This is a genomic window from Micromonospora sp. CNZ295, from assembly GCF_004217535.1.
The window spans coordinates 5,830,540-5,849,216 of record NZ_SHKZ01000001.1; the positions used below are offsets into that span (position 1 = coordinate 5,830,540).

The following is an 18,677-nucleotide window of genomic DNA, read 5'->3' on the forward strand; positions in this document are numbered from 1 at the left end:
GCCTCCTCACACCCGGACGAGCATCTTGCCCAGGTTCTCGCCGCGGAGCAGGCCCAGGAAGGCCGCCGGGGCGTTCTCGATGCCGTCGACGACCGTCTCGTCGTAGCGGAGCTTCCCCTCGCGCAGCCAGCCGGACACCTCCCGCACGAACTGGTCGCGCAGGTGGCCGTGGTCGCCGACGAGGAAGCCGCGCAGGGTGAGCCGCTTGCCGATGAGCAGCGCCAGGTTGCGCGGCGCGGCCGGCGGCTCGGTCGCGTTGTACTGCGCGATCATGCCGCAGATCGCGGCCCGGCCGTGCAGCCGCAGCGCGCCGATCGCCGCCTCCAGGTGGTCGCCGCCGACGTTGTCGAAGTAGACGTCGATGCCGTCCGGGGCGGCGGACCGCAGCAGCTCCCGCACCGGGCCGTCGTGGTAGTCGAAGGCGGCGTCGAAACCGAGCGCCGTCAGCCGTGCGACCTTGGCCGGGGAGCCGGCGCTGCCGACCACCCGGGCGGCGCCGCGGAGCTTGGCGATCTGGCCGACGATGCTGCCCACCGCGCCGGCCGCGCCGGAGACGAAGACGGTCTCCCCCGGCCGCATCCCGGCCACGTCGAGCAGCCCCGCGTACGCGGTGAGGCCGGTCATGCCGAGCACGCCGAGGTACGCGGTGACCGGCGCGAGACCGGGGTCCACCTTCCGGGCGGCCTTCGCGTCCAGCAGCGCGTACTCGCGCCAGCCGAGCCCGTGCAGCACGGTGTCGCCCGGCGCGAACCCGTCGACCCCGCTGGCCACCACCTCGCCGACCGCCCCGCCGTCGAGCGGCGCGTCGAGCGCGAACGGCGGCACGTACGACTTGACGTCGTCCATCCGCCCGCGCATGTACGGGTCGACGGACAGGAACGTGTTGCGGACCAGGAGCTGCCCCGGCCCCGGGTCGGGGACGTCGGTGGTGACGAGGCGGAAGTTCTCCTCGGTCGGCCAGCCGCGCGGGCGCGAGGCCAGGTGGATCTCGCGGCTCGCGGTCACGCCAGCGCCTCCCGGACCCGCAGCGCCACCTCGACGTTGCCCCGCGTGGCGTTCGAGTACGGGCAGACCTGGTGGGCCTGCGCCACCAGTTCCTCCGCGGCCGGTCTCGGCACGGCCGGCAGGTCGACCACGAGGGCGACGGTCAGTCCGAAGCCGCCGCCGTTCGGCCCGATGCCGACCTCCGCCGCGACCACCGAGCCGGTCACGTCCGCCTTCGCCCGGCGGCCGACCAGGCGCAGGGCGGAGTGGAAACAGGCGGCGTAGCCGGCGGCGAACAGCTGCTCCGGATTTGCGGCGCCACCCGCGCCCCCCATCTCCTTGGGCACCGCGAGGTCGAGATCCACTGTGGCGTCGGAGGTGCGGACGTGCCCGTCCCGGCCGTCACCGGTGGCCGTGGCGTGGGCGGTGTAGAGCACCTGCATGGTCGTCACTGCTCCTTCTGTCGGTGGATCGTCTCGGTGACCCGGGTGAGGGTGTCCCGGAGCGCGACGAGGTCGTCGGCGCCCAGCCCGGTCGCCCGGGCCACCCGGCGGGGCACGTCGGCCATGCGCTCGCGCAGGGCCCGCCCGCGCGGGGTCAGCTCCACCGCCACCCGCCGTTCGTCGGCGGCCGACCGCCGCCGGACCACCAGGCCGGCCCCCGCCAGCCGCTTGAGCAGCGGGGAGAGGGTGCCGGAGTCCAGGTGCAGGCAGCCGCCGAGCTCGGAGACCGTGGGCGGGTCGTCGTGCTCCCCCAGCACCAGCAGCACCAGGTACTGCGGGTAGGTCAGGCCGAACTCGTCGAGGATGGGCCGGTACACGTCGGTGAGGGCGCGCGACGCGGCGTAGAGCGCGAAGCACACCTGCCGCCGGAGCACCAGATCATCGGTCACCGGAGGAACGGTAGCGCACGATTAAGTTGTGCACAATCTAATCGTCCGGCCGAAGGCCGGCGCGCGGCACCGGTCCGGACGCAGCCGGCGGACTCAGGCCGCGGCCAGGGTCGCCAGGGCCTGCGCCACGGTGAAGGCACCGGCGTACAGCGCCTTGCCGGCGATCACGCCCTCCACGCCCAGCGGTTCCAGGTCGGCGAGCGCCCGCAGGTCGTCCAGCGTGGACACGCCGCCGGAGGCGATCACCGGCGCGTCGGTGCGGGAGCAGACGTCGCGCAACAGCTCCAGGTTCGGCCCGCGCATCGTGCCGTCCTTGGTGATGTCGGTGACCACGTACCGGGACGCGCCGGCCTTGTCGAGCCGCTCCAGCACCTCCCAGAGGTCACCGCCGTCGCGGGTCCAGCCGCGCGCCGAGAGGGTACGCCCCCGCACGTCGAGCCCGATCGCCACCCGGTCCCCGTACTCGCCGCAGACCCGGTCGCACCACTCCGGATCCTCCAGGGCGGCGGTGCCGATGTTGACCCGGGCGGCCCCGGTGGCCAGCGCGGCGCGCAGCGACGCGTCGTCCCGGATCCCGCCGGAGAGCTCCACCTGCACGTCCAGCCGGCGCACCACGTCGGCGAGCAGGGCGGCGTTGGAGCCCCGGCCGAAGGCCGCGTCCAGGTCGACCAGGTGGATCCACTCGGCGCCGTCGCGCTGCCAGGCGAGCGCGGCCTCCAGCGGGTCACCGTAGGTCGTCTCGCTGCCGGCGGCGCCCTGCACGAGACGGACGGCCTGGCCGTCGGCGACGTCGACGGCGGGCAACAGGGTGAGGCTCACAGGTCTCTCCTCGGGTCAGGTACGACGGTCCAGCGCGATCACCACGATCGCCGGCAGTACGAGCAGCAGGAGCGCGACCAGCGCGAGGCGCAGCGCGAGATCGTCCACCAGGGTCCAGATCAGCAGGATCGCCGCGGCGGTCAGCCCCACGATCGCGGCCCGCTCGCCCCGGGTGTGCCGGGGCAGCCGGCCGGTCCGCCCCCGACGCAACGTCGGCGTCAACCGGCGGACCAGCGCCCGCCGCCGCGCCCGGCGGGCGACCTGCCGCTCCCGGACGACCCGCTGCCGCGCCGCCTCCGCCTCGCGGGCCGCCCGGCGACGCGCCCGCTCCTTGCTCACCGGACGCCCCCGAGCCGGCGCCCGCCCGGTCGCTCAGCCATCGGCGGGGAGCGTGGCCAGCCAGTTCCGCAGCAGGGCGGCACCGGTGTCGGCGGACTTCTCCGGGTGGAACTGGGCGGCGGAGAGCGGGCCCCGCTCCACCGCGGCCACGAACTCCGCCTCGTGCCGGGCGGTGGTGACCGCGGCGCCGGCAGCGGCCAGCCCCGCCACGTCGCCCACGGCGTACGAGTGGACGAAGTAGAACCGGCTGTCGTCCGGCAGGCCGGCGAAGAGCACCGAGCCGGCCGGCGGGTGCACCGTGTTCCAGCCCATGTGCGGCAGCCGCCGGGCGGGCAACCTCGTCACCCCGCCGGGCAGCAGCCCGAGGCCCTTGGTCACCACCCCGTGCTCATCGCCGTGCTCGAAGAGCACCTGCATGCCGACGCAGATGCCGAGCACCGGCCGCCCGGCGGCGACCCGCTCGGCGATCACCGGGCCGGCGCCGAGCGCCTCGATCCCGGCCATGCAGGCGGCGAAGGCGCCCACACCGGGCACCACCAGGCCGTCCGCGTCGGCGGCGACGGCCAGGTCGGCGGTCACCGTCACGGCCGCGCCGGCCGCGGCCAGCGCGCGCTCCGCCGACCGCAGGTTGCCCGACCCGTAGTCGAGCACCACCACCCGGCTCACGATCCGTCCCCCGGCAGCAGCCACAGCCCGCCGGCCACGGCGGCCAGCACGGCCAGCACCGCGGTGACCACCACGGCACCGCGCGGGGCCCCCTGCCGGTGCAGCGACAGCACGCCGCCCGCCAGCACCCCGGCCAGGATCAGCAGCAGGACCGGCAGCAACGTACCCATCAGAGCGCGCCCTTCGTGCTGGGCACCACACCCGCCGAGCGCGGGTCGATCGCGGTCGCCTCGCGCAGCGCCCGCGACACCGCCTTGAACTGGGCCTCCACCACGTGGTGGGCGTCCGGGTGGCCGCCCGGCCGGGCCGCCCGCAGCACGTCGACGTGCAGCGTGATCCGGGCCGCCTGACCGAACGACTCCCAGATGTGCCGGGTCATGCTGGTCGGGTAGACCGGCCCGATGTACGGGGCCAGCGGCGGCTCGTCGTGCACCACGTACGGCCGGCCGGACAGGTCGACGGCCGCGCGGACCAGCACCTCGTCCATCGGGACGGTGGCCGAGCCGTACCGCCGGATGCCGGCCTTGTCCCCCAGCGCCCGGTCGAACGCGGCGCCCAGGGCCAGCGCCGTGTCCTCCATCGTGTGGTGGGCGTCGATCTCCAGGTCGCCGACGGTGTGCACGGTCAGGTCGAAGCCGCCGTGCCGGGCGATCTGGTTGAGCATGTGGTCGTAGAAGCCGACGCCGGTCTCGATGTCGGCCTTGCCGGTGCCGTCGAGGTCGATCTCGACGAGGACCTTGGTCTCCTTGGTGACCCGCTCGACCCGGGCGGTGCGACTCATGAAAGCTTCTCCATTGCGGACAGGAAGGCATCGGTCTCGGCGGGGGTGCCGGCGGTGACCCGCAGCCAGCCGGGCAGGCCGACGTCCCGGACCAGGACCCCGACTTCGAGCAGCGTGCGCCAGGCGACGGCCTGGTCGCCACCGACCTCGAACAGCACGAAGTTGGCGTCGCTGTCGGCGACCCGGCGGCCGCGGGCCCGCAGCTCCGCCACGATCCGGTCCCGCTGCTCCTTGATCGCCGCGACGGTCCCGAGCAGGGCGTCGCGGTGCGCGAGGGCCGCGCGGGCCGCGGCCTGGGTGAGCGCCGACAGGTGGTACGGCAGCCGGACGAGCTGCACCGCCGCCACCACCGCCGGATCGGCGGCGAGGTAACCCAGCCGGCCGCCGGCGAACCCGAACGCCTTGCTCATCGTGCGGGTCACCACCAGCCGCGGGTGGCCGGGGAGCACCGCGAGGGCGCTCACCGTGCCCGGCCGGGCGAACTCGGCGTACGCCTCGTCGACCACCACCACGCCCGGCGCCTCCGCCAGCACCGCGGCGACCACGGCCGGGTCGAGGGCAGTGCCGGTGGGATTGTTCGGGGAACAGAGGAAGACCACGTCGGGACGGTGCTCGCGGATCTGCGCCACCGCGTCGCCGGCGGTCAGCCCGAAGTCGGCGCCGCGCCGGGCCGGCACCCACCGGGTGCCGGTGCCGAGCGCCAGCAGCGGGTGCATCGAGTACGCGGGGGTGAAGCCGAGCGCGCTGCGCCCCGGCCCGCCGAAGACCTGGAGCAGCTGCTGCTGGATCTCGTTGGAGCCGTTGGCCGCCCAGACGTGCTCGACGGTGAGCCCGTGGCCCAGGTACGCCGCCAGGTCGGCGCGCAGCGCCACCGCGTCCCGGTCCGGGTACCGGTTGAGGTCGCGCAGCTCGGCGGCGAGGGCCTTGCCGATCGCCTCGGCCACCGCGTCCGGCACCGGGTAGGAGTTCTCGTTGGTGTTCAGCCGGACCGGCACGTCCAGCTGCGGCGCCCCGTACGGCGTCAGCCCGCGCAGGTCGTCCCGGATGGGCAGGTCGTCCAGGCTGGTCACGAGCCGTCCCCCGGGAAGCGGGCGCTGACCGCCTGGCCGTGGGCCGGCAGGTCCTCCACCGTCGCCAGCGTGACCACGTGCGGGGCCACCTCGCGCAGCGCGTCCCGCGTGTACTCCACCAGGTGGATGCCGCGCAGGAAGGACTGCACCGACAGGCCCGACGAGTGCCGGGCGCAGCCACCGGTGGGCAGCACGTGGTTGGAGCCGGCGCAGTAGTCGCCGAGCGACACCGGCGACCACGCGCCGACGAAGATCGCCCCGGCGTTGCGCACCCGCAGCGCCCACTCGCGGGCGTTCTCGGTCTGGATCTCCAGGTGCTCGGCCGCGTACGCGTCGACCACCCGCAGGCCCGCCGCCAGGTCGTCGACCAGCACGACGCCGCTCTGCTCCCCGGACAGCGCCGTGGTGACCCGCTCGGCGTGCTTGGTCGCCGGGACCTGGCGGGCCAGCTCCCGCTCGACCGCGTCGGCCAGCTCCGGCGAGGGCGTGACCAGCACGCTCGCCGCCAGCGGGTCGTGCTCGGCCTGGCTGATCAGGTCGGCGGCGACGTGCGCCGGGTCGGCGGTGTCGTCGGCGAGGATCGCGATCTCGGTGGGGCCGGCCTCGGCGTCGATGCCGACGACGCCGCGCAGCAGCCGTTTGGCGGCGGTGACCCAGATGTTGCCCGGGCCGGTGACCAGGTCGACCGGATCGCAGTGGAGCGCGCCCTCGGGGTCGACCGCGGCGCCGTACGCGAGCATCGCCACCGCCTGCGCGCCGCCGACGGCGTACACCTCGTCGACGCCGAGCAGGGCGCAGGCCGCCAGCACCCGCGGGTCGGGCAGACCCGCGTTGTCCTTCTGCGGCGGGCTGACCACGACCAGCGACCGCACCCCGGCCTCCTGGGCCGGGACCACGTTCATCACCACGGTCGACGGGTACATCGCCAGGCCGCCGGGCACGTAGAGGCCGACCCGGTCGACCGGCACCCAGCGCTCGGTGACCGTGCCGCCCGGCACCACCTGCGTGGTGTGGTCGGAACGGCGCTGGTCGGCGTGCACCCGGCGGGCCCGGCGGATCGACTCCAGCAGCGCGGCGCGCACCTGCGGGTCGAGCGTCCCCTCGGCCTCGGCGATCGCCGCCGCGGGTACCCGCAGCACCTCGGGCGAGACGCCGTCGAACCGCTCGCTCGCCTCCCGGATCGCCGGGTAACCATGCTCCCGGACCGCCTCCACGAGGGGCCGGATCCGCTCGACGGCCACCGACACGTCGAGCTGGGCACGGGGCAGCAGGCGGCGCGGGTCACGGACGCCGCCGCGCAGGTCGATCCGGTTCAACACCCTTGCGAGTCTAGGCGGCCGGCGGCCCGCCCGGCCCGCGCCGCCCGCACGGCGGGACGGTGAGCCGGGACACGCCGCCGGCAGCGGATCGGGCTACCCTCGACGCGTGACTGCGCGGCTTCCGGTGTTCCCGCTCGGGACCGTCCTCTTCCCCGGTCTGGTGCTGCCGCTGCACATCTTCGAGGAACGCTACCGCGCCCTCGTCCGCCATCTGGTGGGCCTGCCCGAGGGGTCGACCCGCGAGTTCGGCGTGGTGGCGATCCGGGCCGGCTGGGAGGTCACCCCGAAGGGGCCGGACGGGCGCCCGCTGCCGGGCGCCGGCGACGTCACCCTGCACGAGGTGGGCTGCACCGCCGAGCTGCGGCAGGTGACCGAGCTGCCGGACGGCGGCTTCGACATCGTCACCGTCGGCCGACGGCGGTTCCGGGTGGGCGAGGTCGACCGGGCCGGCGCGCCCTACCTGACCGCCGAGGTCGAGTGGCTGCCCGAGCCGGGCACCCCGGACGAGAGCGCCGACCTGCTCGCCGCGCGCGTGATCGCGGTCTTCCGGCAGTACCTGAGCCTGGTCCGCGCCGACCCGGAGGAACTCTCCGAGCAGCTGCCGGAGGACCCGACCGTCCTGTCGCACCTGGTCGCGGCGACGGCCGCGCTGACCGTCGCCGATCGGCAGCGGCTGCTCGCCATCGACGACACCGCCACCCGGCTGCGCGCCGAGCTCCGGCTGCTCAGCCGCGAGGCGGCCCTGCTGCGCCAGGTGCGGGCGGTCCCGGTGCCGCTGGGGGAGCTGGCGTCGCCGCCGACCCCCAACTGACGCCCGGCCCGTGGCCGCCGTCGGGCGCCGGGCCGGGCCGCAGCGACGGCCAGCGCGACCAGCCGGCCAGCAGGGTGTACGCGACCGCGGCGCCGAACGCGGGCAGCAGCACGTTGCCGTACGGCACCGGCAGCACGCCCAGCACCCACTCGATCCCCCCGGCCCGCAGGTCCGCCGGCTTGCCGAAGGACTGCCCCTCCGGCGCGGTCGCCAGCAGGCGCTCGAAGGTCGCCAGCCCCACCCGGCGGCCCACCTGCCAGGCGACCAGGGCCGCACCGAGCGAGCCGAGCACCACGGCGACCAGCCCGACCGGGCCCCGGGCCCGGCGCAGCACGAACCACAGCCCGACCGCGGCCAGGACGCCGAAGCCCAGCCCGAGCAGGCTGAACCAGCCGTCGGCGGCGATCGGCTGCTCCGGCTGCGGCTCCCCGTAGACGGCGCCCGCCGCCGTCTTCACCACCGGGGTGTCCGGCGCGAGCTCGGCCCAGAGCAGCCCGAGCGGGACGCCGAGGAGGACCACCGCGACGGCGCCGACCACGGCCCGCGCGACCCGGGGGCCGAGCGGCTCCCTCGGCTCCGGCGCCGGGGGCGGCCCGGCGTACCAGGTCGCCGGGTACCCCGGCCCGGCCGGTGCGGGGCCCTCGGGCGGCGTGCCGCCGCCGGGTGTGCCGTGCGGGTACGGCGCGGCGGGGTGGCCGACCGGGGGGTCGGCGTACGGCGGCACCGCCGTGGGGCGGGGCCGATCGGGGTCGGGGGTGTCCGGGCTCACCCGGTGATCCTCTCAGGCAAGGCGGCGCGTCGGGGTGCGGGTGGGCCAGCGACCCCTCAGCGGGCGAACGGCTCCAGCATCACCGCCGCGGCGGCCAGCCACGCCTCCCGGGTCGCCGGCTGGAGCTGGTGGTACTCGATCGACGAGCCGCTCTCCAGCGCCGGGTCGTACGGCACCACGGTCACCGCGCGGGTGCGGGTGGCGAAATGGCGCTCCAGGTCCGCTTGGAGGTCGGTGCGCCCCGGCGTCGGGCAGGAGATCAGCGTCACGGCGTTGTCGGCCAGCTCGCCCATGCCGACCTCGTGCAGCAGGTCGAGCATCCAGTCGGCGCTGAAGGCGGCGTCCTCCCGGGGCACCGTGGTCACCACCAGCTGGTCGGCGGCCTGCATGACGGTGCGCCAGTTGTCGCTCTCCACGTTGTTGCCGGTGTCCACACAGACCACGTCGTGGGTGCGGCGGAGCAGGTCCAGCACCCGCCGGACGGTGAACTGGTCGAGCCGCTGGGCGAACCGGGGGCTCTCCTCGCCGGCCAGCACGTCGTACGAGCCGTCCGAGGCGTGCCGCAGGTAGTCGTCCAGGTGGTCCAGCAGCTCCGGCCCGTCCTTGATCTCGATGTGCGCGAGGTCGTTGACCAGGTGCCGGATCGTCCGCGCGTGCCGGGCGCTGCCGGCGCGCAGTCCCAGCGTCCCGCGCAGCTCGTTGTCGTCCCAGGCGAGCACGCCGCGGCCGCGTACGCTGCCGACGGTCGCGGCGGCCAGCACGGTCGCGGTGGTCTTGTGGACGCCGCCCTTCGGGTTGGCGAACGCCAGCACCCGGGGGGTGCCCAGGTCGCGGCGGAGCACCGAGGCGGCCCGCTCCCGCTCGTCCTCCACCGAGGGGGCGCGCCACTCCACGCGGGCGTAGCCCCGGTCGGCCGGCGGTGCGTAGGCCGGCTCCGGCTGGTACCCGTTCGCCGGCGGGTAGCTCGGCCGCACCGGTTGCGCGTGCCGGTAGCCGTTGTCCAGCAGCGCGTACCGCGACTGCAGGGGCGGCGGCTCGGGCTCGGGGTAGCGGGGCTCCGGCGGCGCGGCCGGCGGATACGCCGGATCGGCCCGGTACGCCGGATCGACCCGGTAGGTCGCCTCGGCTCGGTAGCCGCCGTCGGCCCGGGGTTCCGCACCGTACGGCGGCGCGTCCGCACCGTACGACAGCTCGGCGGGGTGCCCGATGGCCGGCACCCGGGCCGCGTAGCCGCCGCCGGTGCCGCGCCGGGGCAGCGGCTCGGGCGGCGGGGCGTCGGCCCGCCGGTCCGGCTCGGCCTGCTCGGCGGCACGGCCGGCGTGCCGCGCCCGGTCGAGCAGCGCCCGCCACCGCGGTGCCGGTTCGGCCGGCCGTCCCCAGCCGGTCTCGCTGCCCTCCACGGCTCGCCCTCCCAGCGCCATCCTGCCCCGCCTGACAGGCTACGAACGAAACCCTATTAGGGCTACTCCGGTACGCCACCGGACGGGCCCGCCCGACGTCACGGCGCCGGCTCGGACGACCGGCTGGCCGTCGGGTTCGCCGAGGTCACCGACGTCGGTGCGGCGGTGGGCGACGGCGGCGGCGACGGCGAAGAATCCGGTGACGAATTCGTCACCTCGGGTACCGGCTCGGAGCTGACGCCACCGCCCGGCGTGCTCGGCGCGGGCGACGCCGAGGTCGCCTCGGCCGCCGGTGGCGCGGGCGTGGGCAGGGCGGCGTCCGCCGGCGGGCTCGCCACCTCGTCCTGCTCGGGCAGCGGGGGCGTGAACACGGTGCGGTCGAGCCGGCGCACCTCCGGCGCGGGGTCGACGACCCGCACGTCCGGCCGGGACGCCACCCGGCGCAGCGCCACCGGCTCCGCCCGGACCACGGCCGCGTAGACGCAGGCGCAACCGCCGCGGTACGCCGTGGCCTCCGCCGCCGCCACCTGCGCGCCGCTGACGTACAGCTGGCGCAGCTCGCGCTCCTCCGGCCCGCCACCGGTCAGCGCGGCGGCCCGGGCCCGGTAGTCGGCCGCCTCCCGGTCCTTGCGCGCGGCGAGGTCGGCCATACCGGCGACCACGTCGTCGGGCAGGCGCTGCGCGGAGATGCGGACGATCTCGGTCTGCCGGTCGGGCAGCGGCACCCGCCCGAACACGGCGGCGACCGGCACGTCGCCGAGGACGGTGGCCGCCCGCTGCGGTGTCAGGTACGCCGTGAGCGAGACCAGCGCGTAGGTGCCGTCGCCGGACTGCGGGTCGGCGGCCGGCAGGGCCGCCAGGTCGGCCGCGGCGGCCCGCACGTAGCCGGGGATCGACTCCCCGGCGGCCACGCCGACCCGGGTCACCTCGCCCACCGTGCGGTCGCCGACGGGCCGGTCGGCGCTGGCCCACACGGCGGTGAGCAGCACGGCCGCGCAGGAGAGCAGTGCGGCCGTGGGGAGCACACGGGGCCGGGCCGGGCCCTGGCCCAGCCGGGTCACGGCACCCAGCAGGCGGGGCAGCAGCCGCTGGTCCAACTGGCGCAGCAGGTCACCGGCGCGCACGGGCGGACATCCCCCTCGTCGGGTCGGGTCGGGTGGTCGCCGCCGCGGTCAGTCCCGCAGGAGTGCCAGCGCACGGTCCAGATCGTCAGGGTAGTCGCTGACGAAGCGGACCTCGTCCCCCGTTCGGGGGTGGCGGAACCCCAACTCCCGGGCGTGCAGCCACTGCCGGTCCAGCCCGAGCCGGGCGGCCAGGGTGGGATCGGCCCCGTACGTGAGGTCACCCACGCACGGGTGGCGCAGCGTCGAGAAGTGCACCCGGATCTGGTGGGTACGGCCCGTCTCCAGCCGGACGTCGACCAGGCTGGCCGCCGGGAACGCCTCGAGGGTGTCGTAGTGGGTGATGCTGGGCTTGCCCCCGGAGACCACCGCCCAGCGGTAGTCGTGGTGCGGGTGCCGGTCGATCGGGGCGTCGACGGTCCCGCGTAGCGGGTCGAGGTGGCCCTGCACCACGGCGTGGTAGCGCTTCTCCACCTCGCGGTGCTTGAACGCCCGCTTCAGCGCGGTGTAGGCCAGCTCGCTCTTGGCCACCACCATGATCCCGGTGGTGCCGACGTCGAGCCGGTGCACCACCCCCTGCCGCTCGGCGGCGCCGCTGGTGGAGACGCGGTGGCCGATCGCGGCCAGCCCGCCGACCACGGTCGGGCCCGTCCAGCCGGGGCTGGGATGGGCGGCGACGCCGACCGGCTTGTCGACCACCACGATGTCGTCGTCGGCGTACACCACGCGGAGGCCGGGCACGGCCTGCGGCACGACGGTCGGTGGGGCGGCCGGCGCGGGCAGGGTCACCTCCAGCCAGGACCCGGCCCGGACCTTGTGCGAGTTGGCCCGGACGGCGCCGTCGACCAGCGCGTCCCCGGCGTCGACCAGGGCCGCCGCGGTCGTCCGGGACAGGCCGAAGAGCCGCGCGACGGCCTGGTCGAGCCGCAGGCCGTCCAGCCCGTCCGGCACGGGCAGCGACCGGTGGTCACCGCCGGCCGCGAACGCGGACGTCATGCCCGCTCCCGCGGCCCGGCGGACGGCCCGGCGTCGCCGGCCGTCGCCGGCTCGCCCGCCGGTCGCCCGTCGCGGCCCAGTCGGCCGCCGTCGCGCTGCCGGCCGGTCAGCTCGAGGAGCACCGCGAGGATCACGCCGCAGACCAGCGAGCTGTCGGCCACGTTGAACACCGGGAACACCCGACCGTACGGCTCGAACACACTGATCATGTCGACCACGTGACCGACGAACCAGCCCGGGGCCCGGAAGATCCGGTCGGTCAGGTTGCCCAGGGCCCCGCCGAGCACCAGGCCGAGCGACACCGCCCAGGGCAGCGAGCGCAGGCGCAGCGCCATCCAGAGGATCCAGCCGACCACACCGACGGTGATCAGCGGGAAGACCCAGGTGTAGTCGGAGCCGATGCTCCAGGCCGCGCCGCTGTTGCGGGTGAGGCTGAGGTGGACCAGGCCGCCGAGCAGTTCCACCGGCTCGCGGCCCTCCAGGGACCGCAGCGCGAGGTGCTTGGTGAGCAGGTCGAGCGCCAGGATGGTCAGCCCGACGGCGAACAGGACCGACACGGCGCGCCGTCGGGGCCGCCCGCCGACCGCGGGCGGGCGGGCGGGCCCGGAGTCGGTGGCGGGCCGGGGCTGGCCCGCCGTCTCGGCGCGGCCAGGGCCGGGGGTCGGTCCTGCGGTCATCTGCTCCCCATCGACGTCAGCGGCGACGCCGGGGCGCCGCCTTCTCGGGCCGCCGGGGAGCGGGCCTCAGCGCCGCTCCTCCAGCTGTTTGCAGGTCACGCAGAGGGTGGCCGACGGGAAGGCGGCGAGCCGCTCCACCGGGATCGGGTTGCCGCACCGCTCGCACCAGCCGTATCCGCCCTCGTCGAGCCGCTCCAGCGCCCGCTCGACCTGCGTGATCCGTTCCAGGATGCTGTTGGCGAGAGAGATCTCCTGCTCCCGCTCGAACGTCTTGGTGCCGGTGTCGGCCTGGTCGTCCCCGGCCGAGTCGGTCAGCCGGTCGCGCTGCAGCTCGGTGATCTCGCTCAGCGTCTGATCGTACTCGGCGCGAAGCTCGTCACGCCGTGCCGCCAGGGCCGCCCGGATCTTCTCGGTCTCCGCCGCGCTGCGGGTGGCCTTGGCCACCGGCTTCCGGCCGGTGGTCCTGGTGTCGGCTGGCTTCGCCATCGTCGCTCCCTAGGCCGCGGAGCCGCGGCGGACCGCGGCACCTGGACAGGGCCACCGCGATCGGCGGCCCCAGGTACAAAACGGGCGCGCCACCACAGGGCAGCGCACTCCGGAGGGTGGCAAGAATACGGAACGTACAGGCGTCCGACAACGTGCCGCACCGACGCACCGTCGCTCGGCCCCAAGTTATGCCAAATCGGGGCAAAGGGAACGCTAGCAGATCAACCGTCCCGGTCCTCGCCGTACTCACCAAACCAGCGGGCCAACCGGCCCTGCCGGCTGACCGCCCGCAGCCGCCGCTCGACCTCGTCGCGCGCCCCCTGGGTGGCCACGATCAGCAGGCTGTCCCCGATCTTGAGGCGGAAGTCCCGGCCGGGCACGAAGCCCACCCCGTCGCGGAGCACCAGGGTCACCGCGGCGCCCGGCGGCAGCCGCAGCTCGTCGATGTGCACCCCGGCCAGCCGAGAGCCCGGCGGCACCTCCAACTGGAGCAGGTCGGCCCGCATCCGCTCCAGCGGCGCCGTCTCCACCCGGATCTCGGTGGCCTCCGCGGGCGCGGTCACCCGCAGCCGTCGGGCCACCGGGGCGAGAGTGCCGGCCTGCACCAGCGTGAAGATCACCACCAGCACGAAGACCGCGTCGAAGAGCCGGTCGGCCCCCGGCACCCGCTCGGACAGCGGGATGGTGGCGAGCACGATCGGGACGGCGCCACGCAGGCCGGCCCAGGACAGGAAGGCCTGGTCCCGCAGCCCGAGCCGGAACGGCAGCGCGGACACCGCCACCGACACCGGCCGCGCCACCAGCGCCAGCGCGAGCCCGGTGACCAGCGCCGGCAGCACCGCCGCGTCCAGCCGGGCCGGCGAGACCAGGAGTCCGAGCAGGACGAAGAGCCCGATCTGGGCCAGCCAGGCCAGCCCGTCGGCGAACCCCAGGATGGCCTGCCGGTGCGGCAGCCGCGCGTTGCCCAGCAGGACGCCGGCGACGTACACGGCGAGGAAGCCCGAGGCGTGCAGCACCGAGCCGGCCGCGTACGCCAGCACGGTCAGGCCGACCGCGGCGATCGGGTAGAGCCCGGCCGAGGGCAGCGCGGCCCGGCGCAGCGCCCACCGGCCACCCACGCCGGCCAGGTAGCCGACCAGGGCCCCCAGGAGCAACTCGTAGCTGAGCAGACCGGCCTCGTACCACCACGGATGCCCGCCGAACTGCCGGGACAGCAGCACCACCAGGAGCACCACCGGGGCGTCGTTCATGCCCGACTCGGCCTCCAACGCCGCCACCAAGCGGGGCGGCAGCCGCAGCCGGCGGAGGGTGGCGAACACCGCCGCCGCGTCGGTGGAGGAGAGCACCGCGCCGTAGAGCAGGGCCAGCCGCCAGTCCAGTCCGAGCAGCAGGTGCACGACCAGCCCGACCACCACGATGCTCACCACCACGCCGACCGTGGCGAGCACCGCGGCCAGGCCCAGCACCGGCCGCAGCGTGCTCCAGCGGGTGCTCAGTCCCCCCTCGGCGATGATCACGACGAGCGCGCAGAAGCCGAGCGTGCGGGTCAGGTCGACGTCGTTGAAGCGGATGCCCAGCCCGGCGTCGCCGATCGCCACCCCGAGCGCGAGGTAGACCAGGAGGCTCGGCACACCGAACCGGGTCGAGAGACGGATCGCGCCCACCGACACCAGCACGACCGCAGCGCCGAGCAGGAGCGCGACGTCCAGGCCGGGCGTCACGGGCGGGCCGCGCCGACGGCGCCCGGGCGTGCCCTCATCCGTCGCGGAGGCGGTGCAGCGTCCCGACCAGGTCGGGGTCGGCGCCCTCGACCAGGAAGAGCTTGTCCCGGCTGGCCGCCCCGGTGCGCAGCGACACCGCGGCCGGCCGGACGCCGAGCGCGTCGGCGACGGCCCGGCGGGCCGCCTCGGTGGCCCGGCCGTCCACCGGCGGCGCCGTCACCGCCACGACCAGGGCCGGACCGTGCGGGCCGTCGTAGCGGCCACCGACCCGGGTACGGGAGGCGCCCGGCTTGACCCGCACGGCGACGGTGAGCGGGTCACCGCCACGGCCGGCGGCCACCTCAGGCACCCGCGTCGCCGCTGGCGATCCGGCCGGCGTCCGCCAGCAGAGCGGTGGCCGGGGCGCAGTGGGCGCACGGGGTGAAGCCGAGGTCGACCGCCTCGGCGGCGGACAGCGCCTCGTGCTCGCGCCCGATCAGGTGCGGACAGCCGGCCAGGTGGTAGCGGGGGCGGCCGTCCACCACCCGCACCTCGCGGTCGACGCGGGCCAGCCGGGCGGCGTCCGCCGGCGGGAGGTCCTGCGCGGCCGGCTCGTCGTCCATCGGGTCCGCGGGCACCGGACCGCCGCCCGCCGACGGCTCGGGTGGTTGCCGCCACCCGGCGTCGTCGGTCGACGGAGGAACGTGCTGGACCGGGATGTCCGGGTCGGCGGCCCGCCGGGACGCGGCTCCGACGGTCGCCGTGGTCGACGGTCCGACCCGCTCCGCCGTCAGCCGGGCCGCGGCCGCCTGGCGGGCGCCCGCCACCAGCGCGACGGCGGCCAGCAGGCTGGCCGCGATGGAGAGGATCAGGAGGAGGCTGGAGCCGCCGGCCAGGCCGACCACCAGCAGCACCACCGCGAGGAGGATGAGCAGGAGACTCGCGACAATCACGGCTCACTCCCGCCGTGTCGTACCGATGTGGCGGGGCCGGCGACCGTCAGCGGGACGGCCGCCGGCCGTTGATCAGCGACCGGCTTCCAGCGCGCCGGAGCGACCGCCGCCGTAGGAGCCGGCGAGACCGGCTGCGGCGAGGCCGTTGCCACCGGCGGCGCGGCCACCGCTCTCGGAGCGGTTCAGCTCGGCCTCCAGGCCCTGGCCGCGACCGTCGAGGTCGCGCAGCTGGCTCTCCAGGTACGCCTTGAGGCGGGTGCGGTACTCGCGCTCGAACTGCTTGAGCTCCTCGATGTGCTTCTGCAGGGCGGTGCGCTTGGCGTCGAGGCCCCCCATGGCCTCCTGGTGCCGCTGGCGCGCGTCCCGCTCGAGGGCGTCGGCCTTCGCGCGGGCCTCGCGGGTGACCTCCTCGGCCTTGGACCGGGCCTCGGAGAGCAGCTGGTCGGCCTCGCGGCGGGCGTCGGAGACGTGGTCGTCCGCCGTCCGCTGGGCCATCATCAGCACCCGCAGCGCCTGCTGCTCGCCGTCGGCACCCACCGGGACGCCGCCGCCGGCGGCGCGGACCTGCTCCAGCTCCGCCTGCATCGCGCGGGCGGCCTGCTCGGCCGCCGACTTGTCCCGCTGCACCCGGTCGAGCTGGGCCTTGACCTCGTTGAGCTCCGCGGCGAGACGCGCGTCGCCACCGGGACCGGCGGGGGCACCGCCCCGGCCGCCGCGCTCCACCTGGGCGCGCAGTTCGTTGTTCTCCTCGATGAGACGGGCAAGCTCGCGCTCGACCTCGTCCAGGAAGGCGTCGACCTCCTCCTCGTCATACCCCCGCTTGCCGATCGGCGGCTTTTTGAAGGCGACGTTGTGGACGTCGGCCGGGGTCAGCGGCATCGAAACTCCTCGGGTCAGTTGCGGCCGCGAAAGCGCGTCGGTCATCAGGCGGTCCTGACGATCGACGGCCCTAACACGAACTCCATCAGCACGAACAGGATAACCAGGAGCACAAGCGAGGCCAGGTCGATGCTCACGGTACCAATTCGCAGCGGAGGGATCACTCGCCTCAACGCGTGGAGAGGGGGATCAGTGACGCTCCACACGGTTTCCAGTCCCGCCGATGCCCCACGCCCCGGTTGCCACCGCCGGCCGTACTGCAGAACGGCGCTCAACACGAAGCGGGCCAGGAGAACCAGGAGGAAGACGTACACGATCAGGTAGAGGACCTGGAGCACGATCGACAACACGACAGGAGACGTCCCTTGCGCTCGGGCGGGATCAACTGAGACTGAAAAAGCCGCCCTCAGCGATCTTGGCCTTGTCCTCAGCGGTGACCTGGACGTTGGCCGGTGAGAGCAGGAACACCCGATTGGTCACGCGCTCGATCGTACCGCGCAGCCCGAACGCGAGACCGGCGGCGAAGTCGACCAGTCGGCGGGCGTCCGCCTCGTCCATCTCGGTGAGGTTGATGATCACCGGAACGCCGTCGCGGAAGTGCTCGCCGATGGTCCGCGCCTCCCGGTAGGTGGTCGGGTGCAGCGTGGTGATCTGGTAACGCTGCTCCTCGTCCGCCGTCACGGCGCGCTCGCGCACCGGCGCCTGCGGTGCCAGGGCCAGGTTGTCGCGGGTGTGGTAGGTCAGCGCACCGGACGGCTCCGCGGCGGACCGGGTGATCGACCGGACGCTGGACCGCTCGACGCGCTCCGGCCGCTCGGCCTCGACGCGATCGAGGTCGCCGGACCGCGCCGCGGCCCGCTCGAGGCGGCCCCGGTCACCGAGCCGCGGCCGGGGCGACGGCGCGTCCTCGGCGTCGTCCTCGTCCTCGTCCGCGAACTCCTCGGAGTACCGGCTCGACCGGTACCGCGAGTCCCGGTAGCCGCCCTTGTCGTAGCCACCGTCGTCGTAGGCCCGCTCGTCGTCCTCCTCGACCAGACCGAGCCAGACCCCCGCCTTGCGCAGCGCACCCATCCCGCGCCCTTCCCGTCCGCCGTGCGGCACGCACCCCCGTGCCGTGTCGCTAGTCGCGAGTGGATCATCTCTGCCCACCGGACCGGATCGGCAATCCCCCGGCGCGCGATTCGCGTCGCGCGCCATGACCCCCGATCCGGGGTATGCCGCTCCCACAAACAACACTGATGTAATTTGCTCTCCTGCCGGGTCAGGCTACCGCAGCGTGGGACGCATTCCGAGCAACGCGCTGCCCACCCGGACATGTGTCGCGCCGTACCGGATCGCAATTTCCAGATCCCCGCTCATGCCCGCCGACAACAGCGTCGCCTCCGGATGCCCGCTCCGGAACCCGGCCGCCACCTCCGCCAGCCGGGCGAACGCCCGTTCCGGTTCCCAGCCCAGCGGCGCCACCGCCATCAGGCCGGCGAGTCGCAGGCCGTCCGCCCCGGCCACCGCCTCGGCCACCGGGTCGAGCCCGGCGTCCGGGTCGGCCGAGCCGGGCAGCGCACCGCCGCGCGCCGCGTCCCCGTCGATGCTGACCTGCACGAGCACGTCCAGCGGCCGGTCCCGGACCCGCGCCGACGCCGCGTCCAGCGCCCCCGCCAGCCGGACACTGTCGACCGACTGCACCACGTCGGCGTACCGGACCACCGACTTCGCCTTGTTGCGCTGCAACTGCCCGATGAAGTGCCACCGGGGCGTCACCCCGGCCCCCGCCACCTCGGCGGCCTTCGGCGCCGCCTCCTGGTCGCGGTTCTCCCCCACGTCGGCGACCCCGAGCCCGACGAGCGCGACCACGTCGCTCGCCGGGTACGTCTTGGTCACCGCGATCATGGTCACCTCGCCGCGGTCCCGGCCCGCCGCCGCGCAGGCGTCGGCGATCCGGGAACGGACGCGGGCGAGACCGGCCGCGAGGTCCGCACGCCGCTCCGGGCGCACCGAGGTGGAACTGTCGGTCATCG

Annotated in this window: 24 protein-coding genes; 1 reads left to right on the top strand and 23 read right to left on the bottom strand. The window is 75.4% G+C overall.

Features of this window, described 5'->3' with window-relative positions; translation table 11 throughout:
- Window positions 1-6: 6 nt before the first annotated feature.
- From EV376_RS27095 to hisD, 10 genes are all read right to left on the bottom strand, one after another.
- Window positions 7-1,005, bottom strand: a complete 999-nt coding sequence (locus EV376_RS27095) for an MDR family NADP-dependent oxidoreductase (protein ID WP_130327814.1) — start codon at window positions 1,003-1,005, stop codon at window positions 7-9.
- A complete protein-coding gene (locus EV376_RS27100) occupies window positions 1,002-1,427 on the bottom strand; it encodes an organic hydroperoxide resistance protein (RefSeq protein WP_130328889.1) in 426 nt (141 codons plus the stop codon). The genes EV376_RS27095 and EV376_RS27100 overlap by 4 nt, the downstream gene beginning before the upstream one ends.
- A 5-nt stretch (window positions 1,428-1,432) precedes the next feature.
- Entirely contained in the window at window positions 1,433-1,876 is a 444-nt protein-coding gene (locus EV376_RS27105; protein ID WP_130327816.1) for a MarR family transcriptional regulator, read from the bottom strand.
- A 93-nt stretch (window positions 1,877-1,969) separates the two neighbouring features.
- Entirely contained in the window at window positions 1,970-2,695 is a 726-nt protein-coding gene (priA, locus tag EV376_RS27110; RefSeq protein ID WP_130327818.1) for a bifunctional 1-(5-phosphoribosyl)-5-((5-phosphoribosylamino)methylideneamino)imidazole-4-carboxamide isomerase/phosphoribosylanthranilate isomerase PriA, read from the bottom strand.
- Between the two features lie 15 nt (window positions 2,696-2,710).
- Window positions 2,711-3,034: a hypothetical protein gene (locus tag EV376_RS27115; protein ID WP_130327820.1), complete on the bottom strand. Its 324-nt coding sequence runs from the start codon at window positions 3,032-3,034 to the stop codon at window positions 2,711-2,713.
- A gap of 33 nt (window positions 3,035-3,067) precedes the next feature.
- Window positions 3,068-3,700 carry an imidazole glycerol phosphate synthase subunit HisH gene (hisH, locus tag EV376_RS27120; protein WP_130327822.1) on the bottom strand — a complete coding sequence of 211 codons (633 nt, stop codon included), beginning with the start codon at window positions 3,698-3,700 and terminating at the stop codon, window positions 3,068-3,070.
- On the bottom strand, window positions 3,697-3,870 hold the full coding sequence (locus EV376_RS30380; protein WP_165438128.1) for a hypothetical protein: 174 nt from the start codon (window positions 3,868-3,870) through the stop codon (window positions 3,697-3,699). Before EV376_RS30380 ends, hisH begins: the two co-directional genes overlap by 4 nt.
- A complete protein-coding gene (gene hisB, locus EV376_RS27125) occupies window positions 3,870-4,481 on the bottom strand; it encodes an imidazoleglycerol-phosphate dehydratase HisB (RefSeq protein WP_130327824.1) in 612 nt (203 codons plus the stop codon). The genes EV376_RS30380 and hisB overlap by 1 nt, the downstream gene beginning before the upstream one ends.
- The gene (locus EV376_RS27130; protein ID WP_130327826.1) at window positions 4,478-5,551 is read right to left on the bottom strand and encodes a histidinol-phosphate transaminase; all 1,074 of its coding nucleotides are present in this window, start codon (window positions 5,549-5,551) and stop codon (window positions 4,478-4,480) included. Before EV376_RS27130 ends, hisB begins: the two co-directional genes overlap by 4 nt.
- Window positions 5,548-6,870 carry a histidinol dehydrogenase gene (gene hisD, locus EV376_RS27135; RefSeq protein ID WP_130327828.1) on the bottom strand — a complete coding sequence of 441 codons (1,323 nt, stop codon included), beginning with the start codon at window positions 6,868-6,870 and terminating at the stop codon, window positions 5,548-5,550. The genes EV376_RS27130 and hisD overlap by 4 nt, the downstream gene beginning before the upstream one ends.
- A gap of 106 nt (window positions 6,871-6,976) precedes the next feature.
- Here hisD and EV376_RS27140 point away from each other — a divergent pair, with 106 nt between their 5' ends.
- Window positions 6,977-7,681 (top strand): LON peptidase substrate-binding domain-containing protein, encoded by a 705-nt coding sequence (locus tag EV376_RS27140; RefSeq protein ID WP_130327830.1) that lies wholly within the window; start codon window positions 6,977-6,979, stop codon window positions 7,679-7,681.
- Here EV376_RS27140 and EV376_RS27145 read toward each other — a convergent pair.
- The 13 genes from EV376_RS27145 to EV376_RS27205 form a co-directional block, all read right to left on the bottom strand.
- Window positions 7,596-8,450 (bottom strand): DUF2567 domain-containing protein, encoded by an 855-nt coding sequence (locus tag EV376_RS27145; RefSeq protein ID WP_130327832.1) that lies wholly within the window; start codon window positions 8,448-8,450, stop codon window positions 7,596-7,598. The genes EV376_RS27140 and EV376_RS27145 overlap by 86 nt on opposite strands.
- Window positions 8,451-8,506: 56 nt before the next feature.
- On the bottom strand, window positions 8,507-9,871 hold the full coding sequence (locus tag EV376_RS27150; protein WP_130327834.1) for an AAA family ATPase: 1,365 nt from the start codon (window positions 9,869-9,871) through the stop codon (window positions 8,507-8,509).
- A gap of 77 nt (window positions 9,872-9,948) precedes the next feature.
- Window positions 9,949-10,974: a hypothetical protein gene (locus EV376_RS27155; protein ID WP_130327836.1), complete on the bottom strand. Its 1,026-nt coding sequence runs from the start codon at window positions 10,972-10,974 to the stop codon at window positions 9,949-9,951.
- A gap of 48 nt (window positions 10,975-11,022) precedes the next feature.
- A complete protein-coding gene (locus tag EV376_RS27160) occupies window positions 11,023-11,967 on the bottom strand; it encodes an RluA family pseudouridine synthase (protein WP_130327838.1) in 945 nt (314 codons plus the stop codon).
- Window positions 11,964-12,644, bottom strand: a complete 681-nt coding sequence (lspA, locus tag EV376_RS27165; protein WP_130327840.1) for a signal peptidase II — start codon at window positions 12,642-12,644, stop codon at window positions 11,964-11,966. The genes EV376_RS27160 and lspA overlap by 4 nt, the downstream gene beginning before the upstream one ends.
- Window positions 12,645-12,710: 66 nt before the next feature.
- On the bottom strand, window positions 12,711-13,130 hold the full coding sequence (locus EV376_RS27170) for a TraR/DksA C4-type zinc finger protein (protein ID WP_130327842.1): 420 nt from the start codon (window positions 13,128-13,130) through the stop codon (window positions 12,711-12,713).
- A gap of 221 nt (window positions 13,131-13,351) precedes the next feature.
- Complete coding sequence (locus EV376_RS27175; RefSeq protein WP_130327844.1) at window positions 13,352-14,851, bottom strand: potassium/proton antiporter; 1,500 nt, start codon at window positions 14,849-14,851, stop codon at window positions 13,352-13,354.
- A 34-nt stretch (window positions 14,852-14,885) separates the two neighbouring features.
- Window positions 14,886-15,200, bottom strand: coding sequence for a DUF167 domain-containing protein (locus EV376_RS27180; RefSeq protein WP_165438129.1), 315 nt, complete (start codon window positions 15,198-15,200; stop codon window positions 14,886-14,888).
- Complete coding sequence (locus EV376_RS27185) at window positions 15,193-15,783, bottom strand: hypothetical protein (protein WP_130327848.1); 591 nt, start codon at window positions 15,781-15,783, stop codon at window positions 15,193-15,195. The genes EV376_RS27180 and EV376_RS27185 overlap by 8 nt, the downstream gene beginning before the upstream one ends.
- A 72-nt stretch (window positions 15,784-15,855) precedes the next feature.
- Entirely contained in the window at window positions 15,856-16,662 is an 807-nt protein-coding gene (locus EV376_RS27190; RefSeq protein ID WP_130327850.1) for a DivIVA domain-containing protein, read from the bottom strand.
- Window positions 16,663-16,706: 44 nt separating this feature from the next.
- A complete protein-coding gene (locus tag EV376_RS27195; protein WP_130327852.1) occupies window positions 16,707-17,012 on the bottom strand; it encodes a YggT family protein in 306 nt (101 codons plus the stop codon).
- Window positions 17,013-17,043: 31 nt separating this feature from the next.
- Window positions 17,044-17,733 (bottom strand): cell division protein SepF, encoded by a 690-nt coding sequence (locus EV376_RS27200; RefSeq protein WP_130327854.1) that lies wholly within the window; start codon window positions 17,731-17,733, stop codon window positions 17,044-17,046.
- Between the two features lie 195 nt (window positions 17,734-17,928).
- Window positions 17,929-18,675 (bottom strand): YggS family pyridoxal phosphate-dependent enzyme, encoded by a 747-nt coding sequence (locus EV376_RS27205; RefSeq protein WP_130327856.1) that lies wholly within the window; start codon window positions 18,673-18,675, stop codon window positions 17,929-17,931.
- Between the last annotated feature and the right edge of the window lie 2 nt (window positions 18,676-18,677).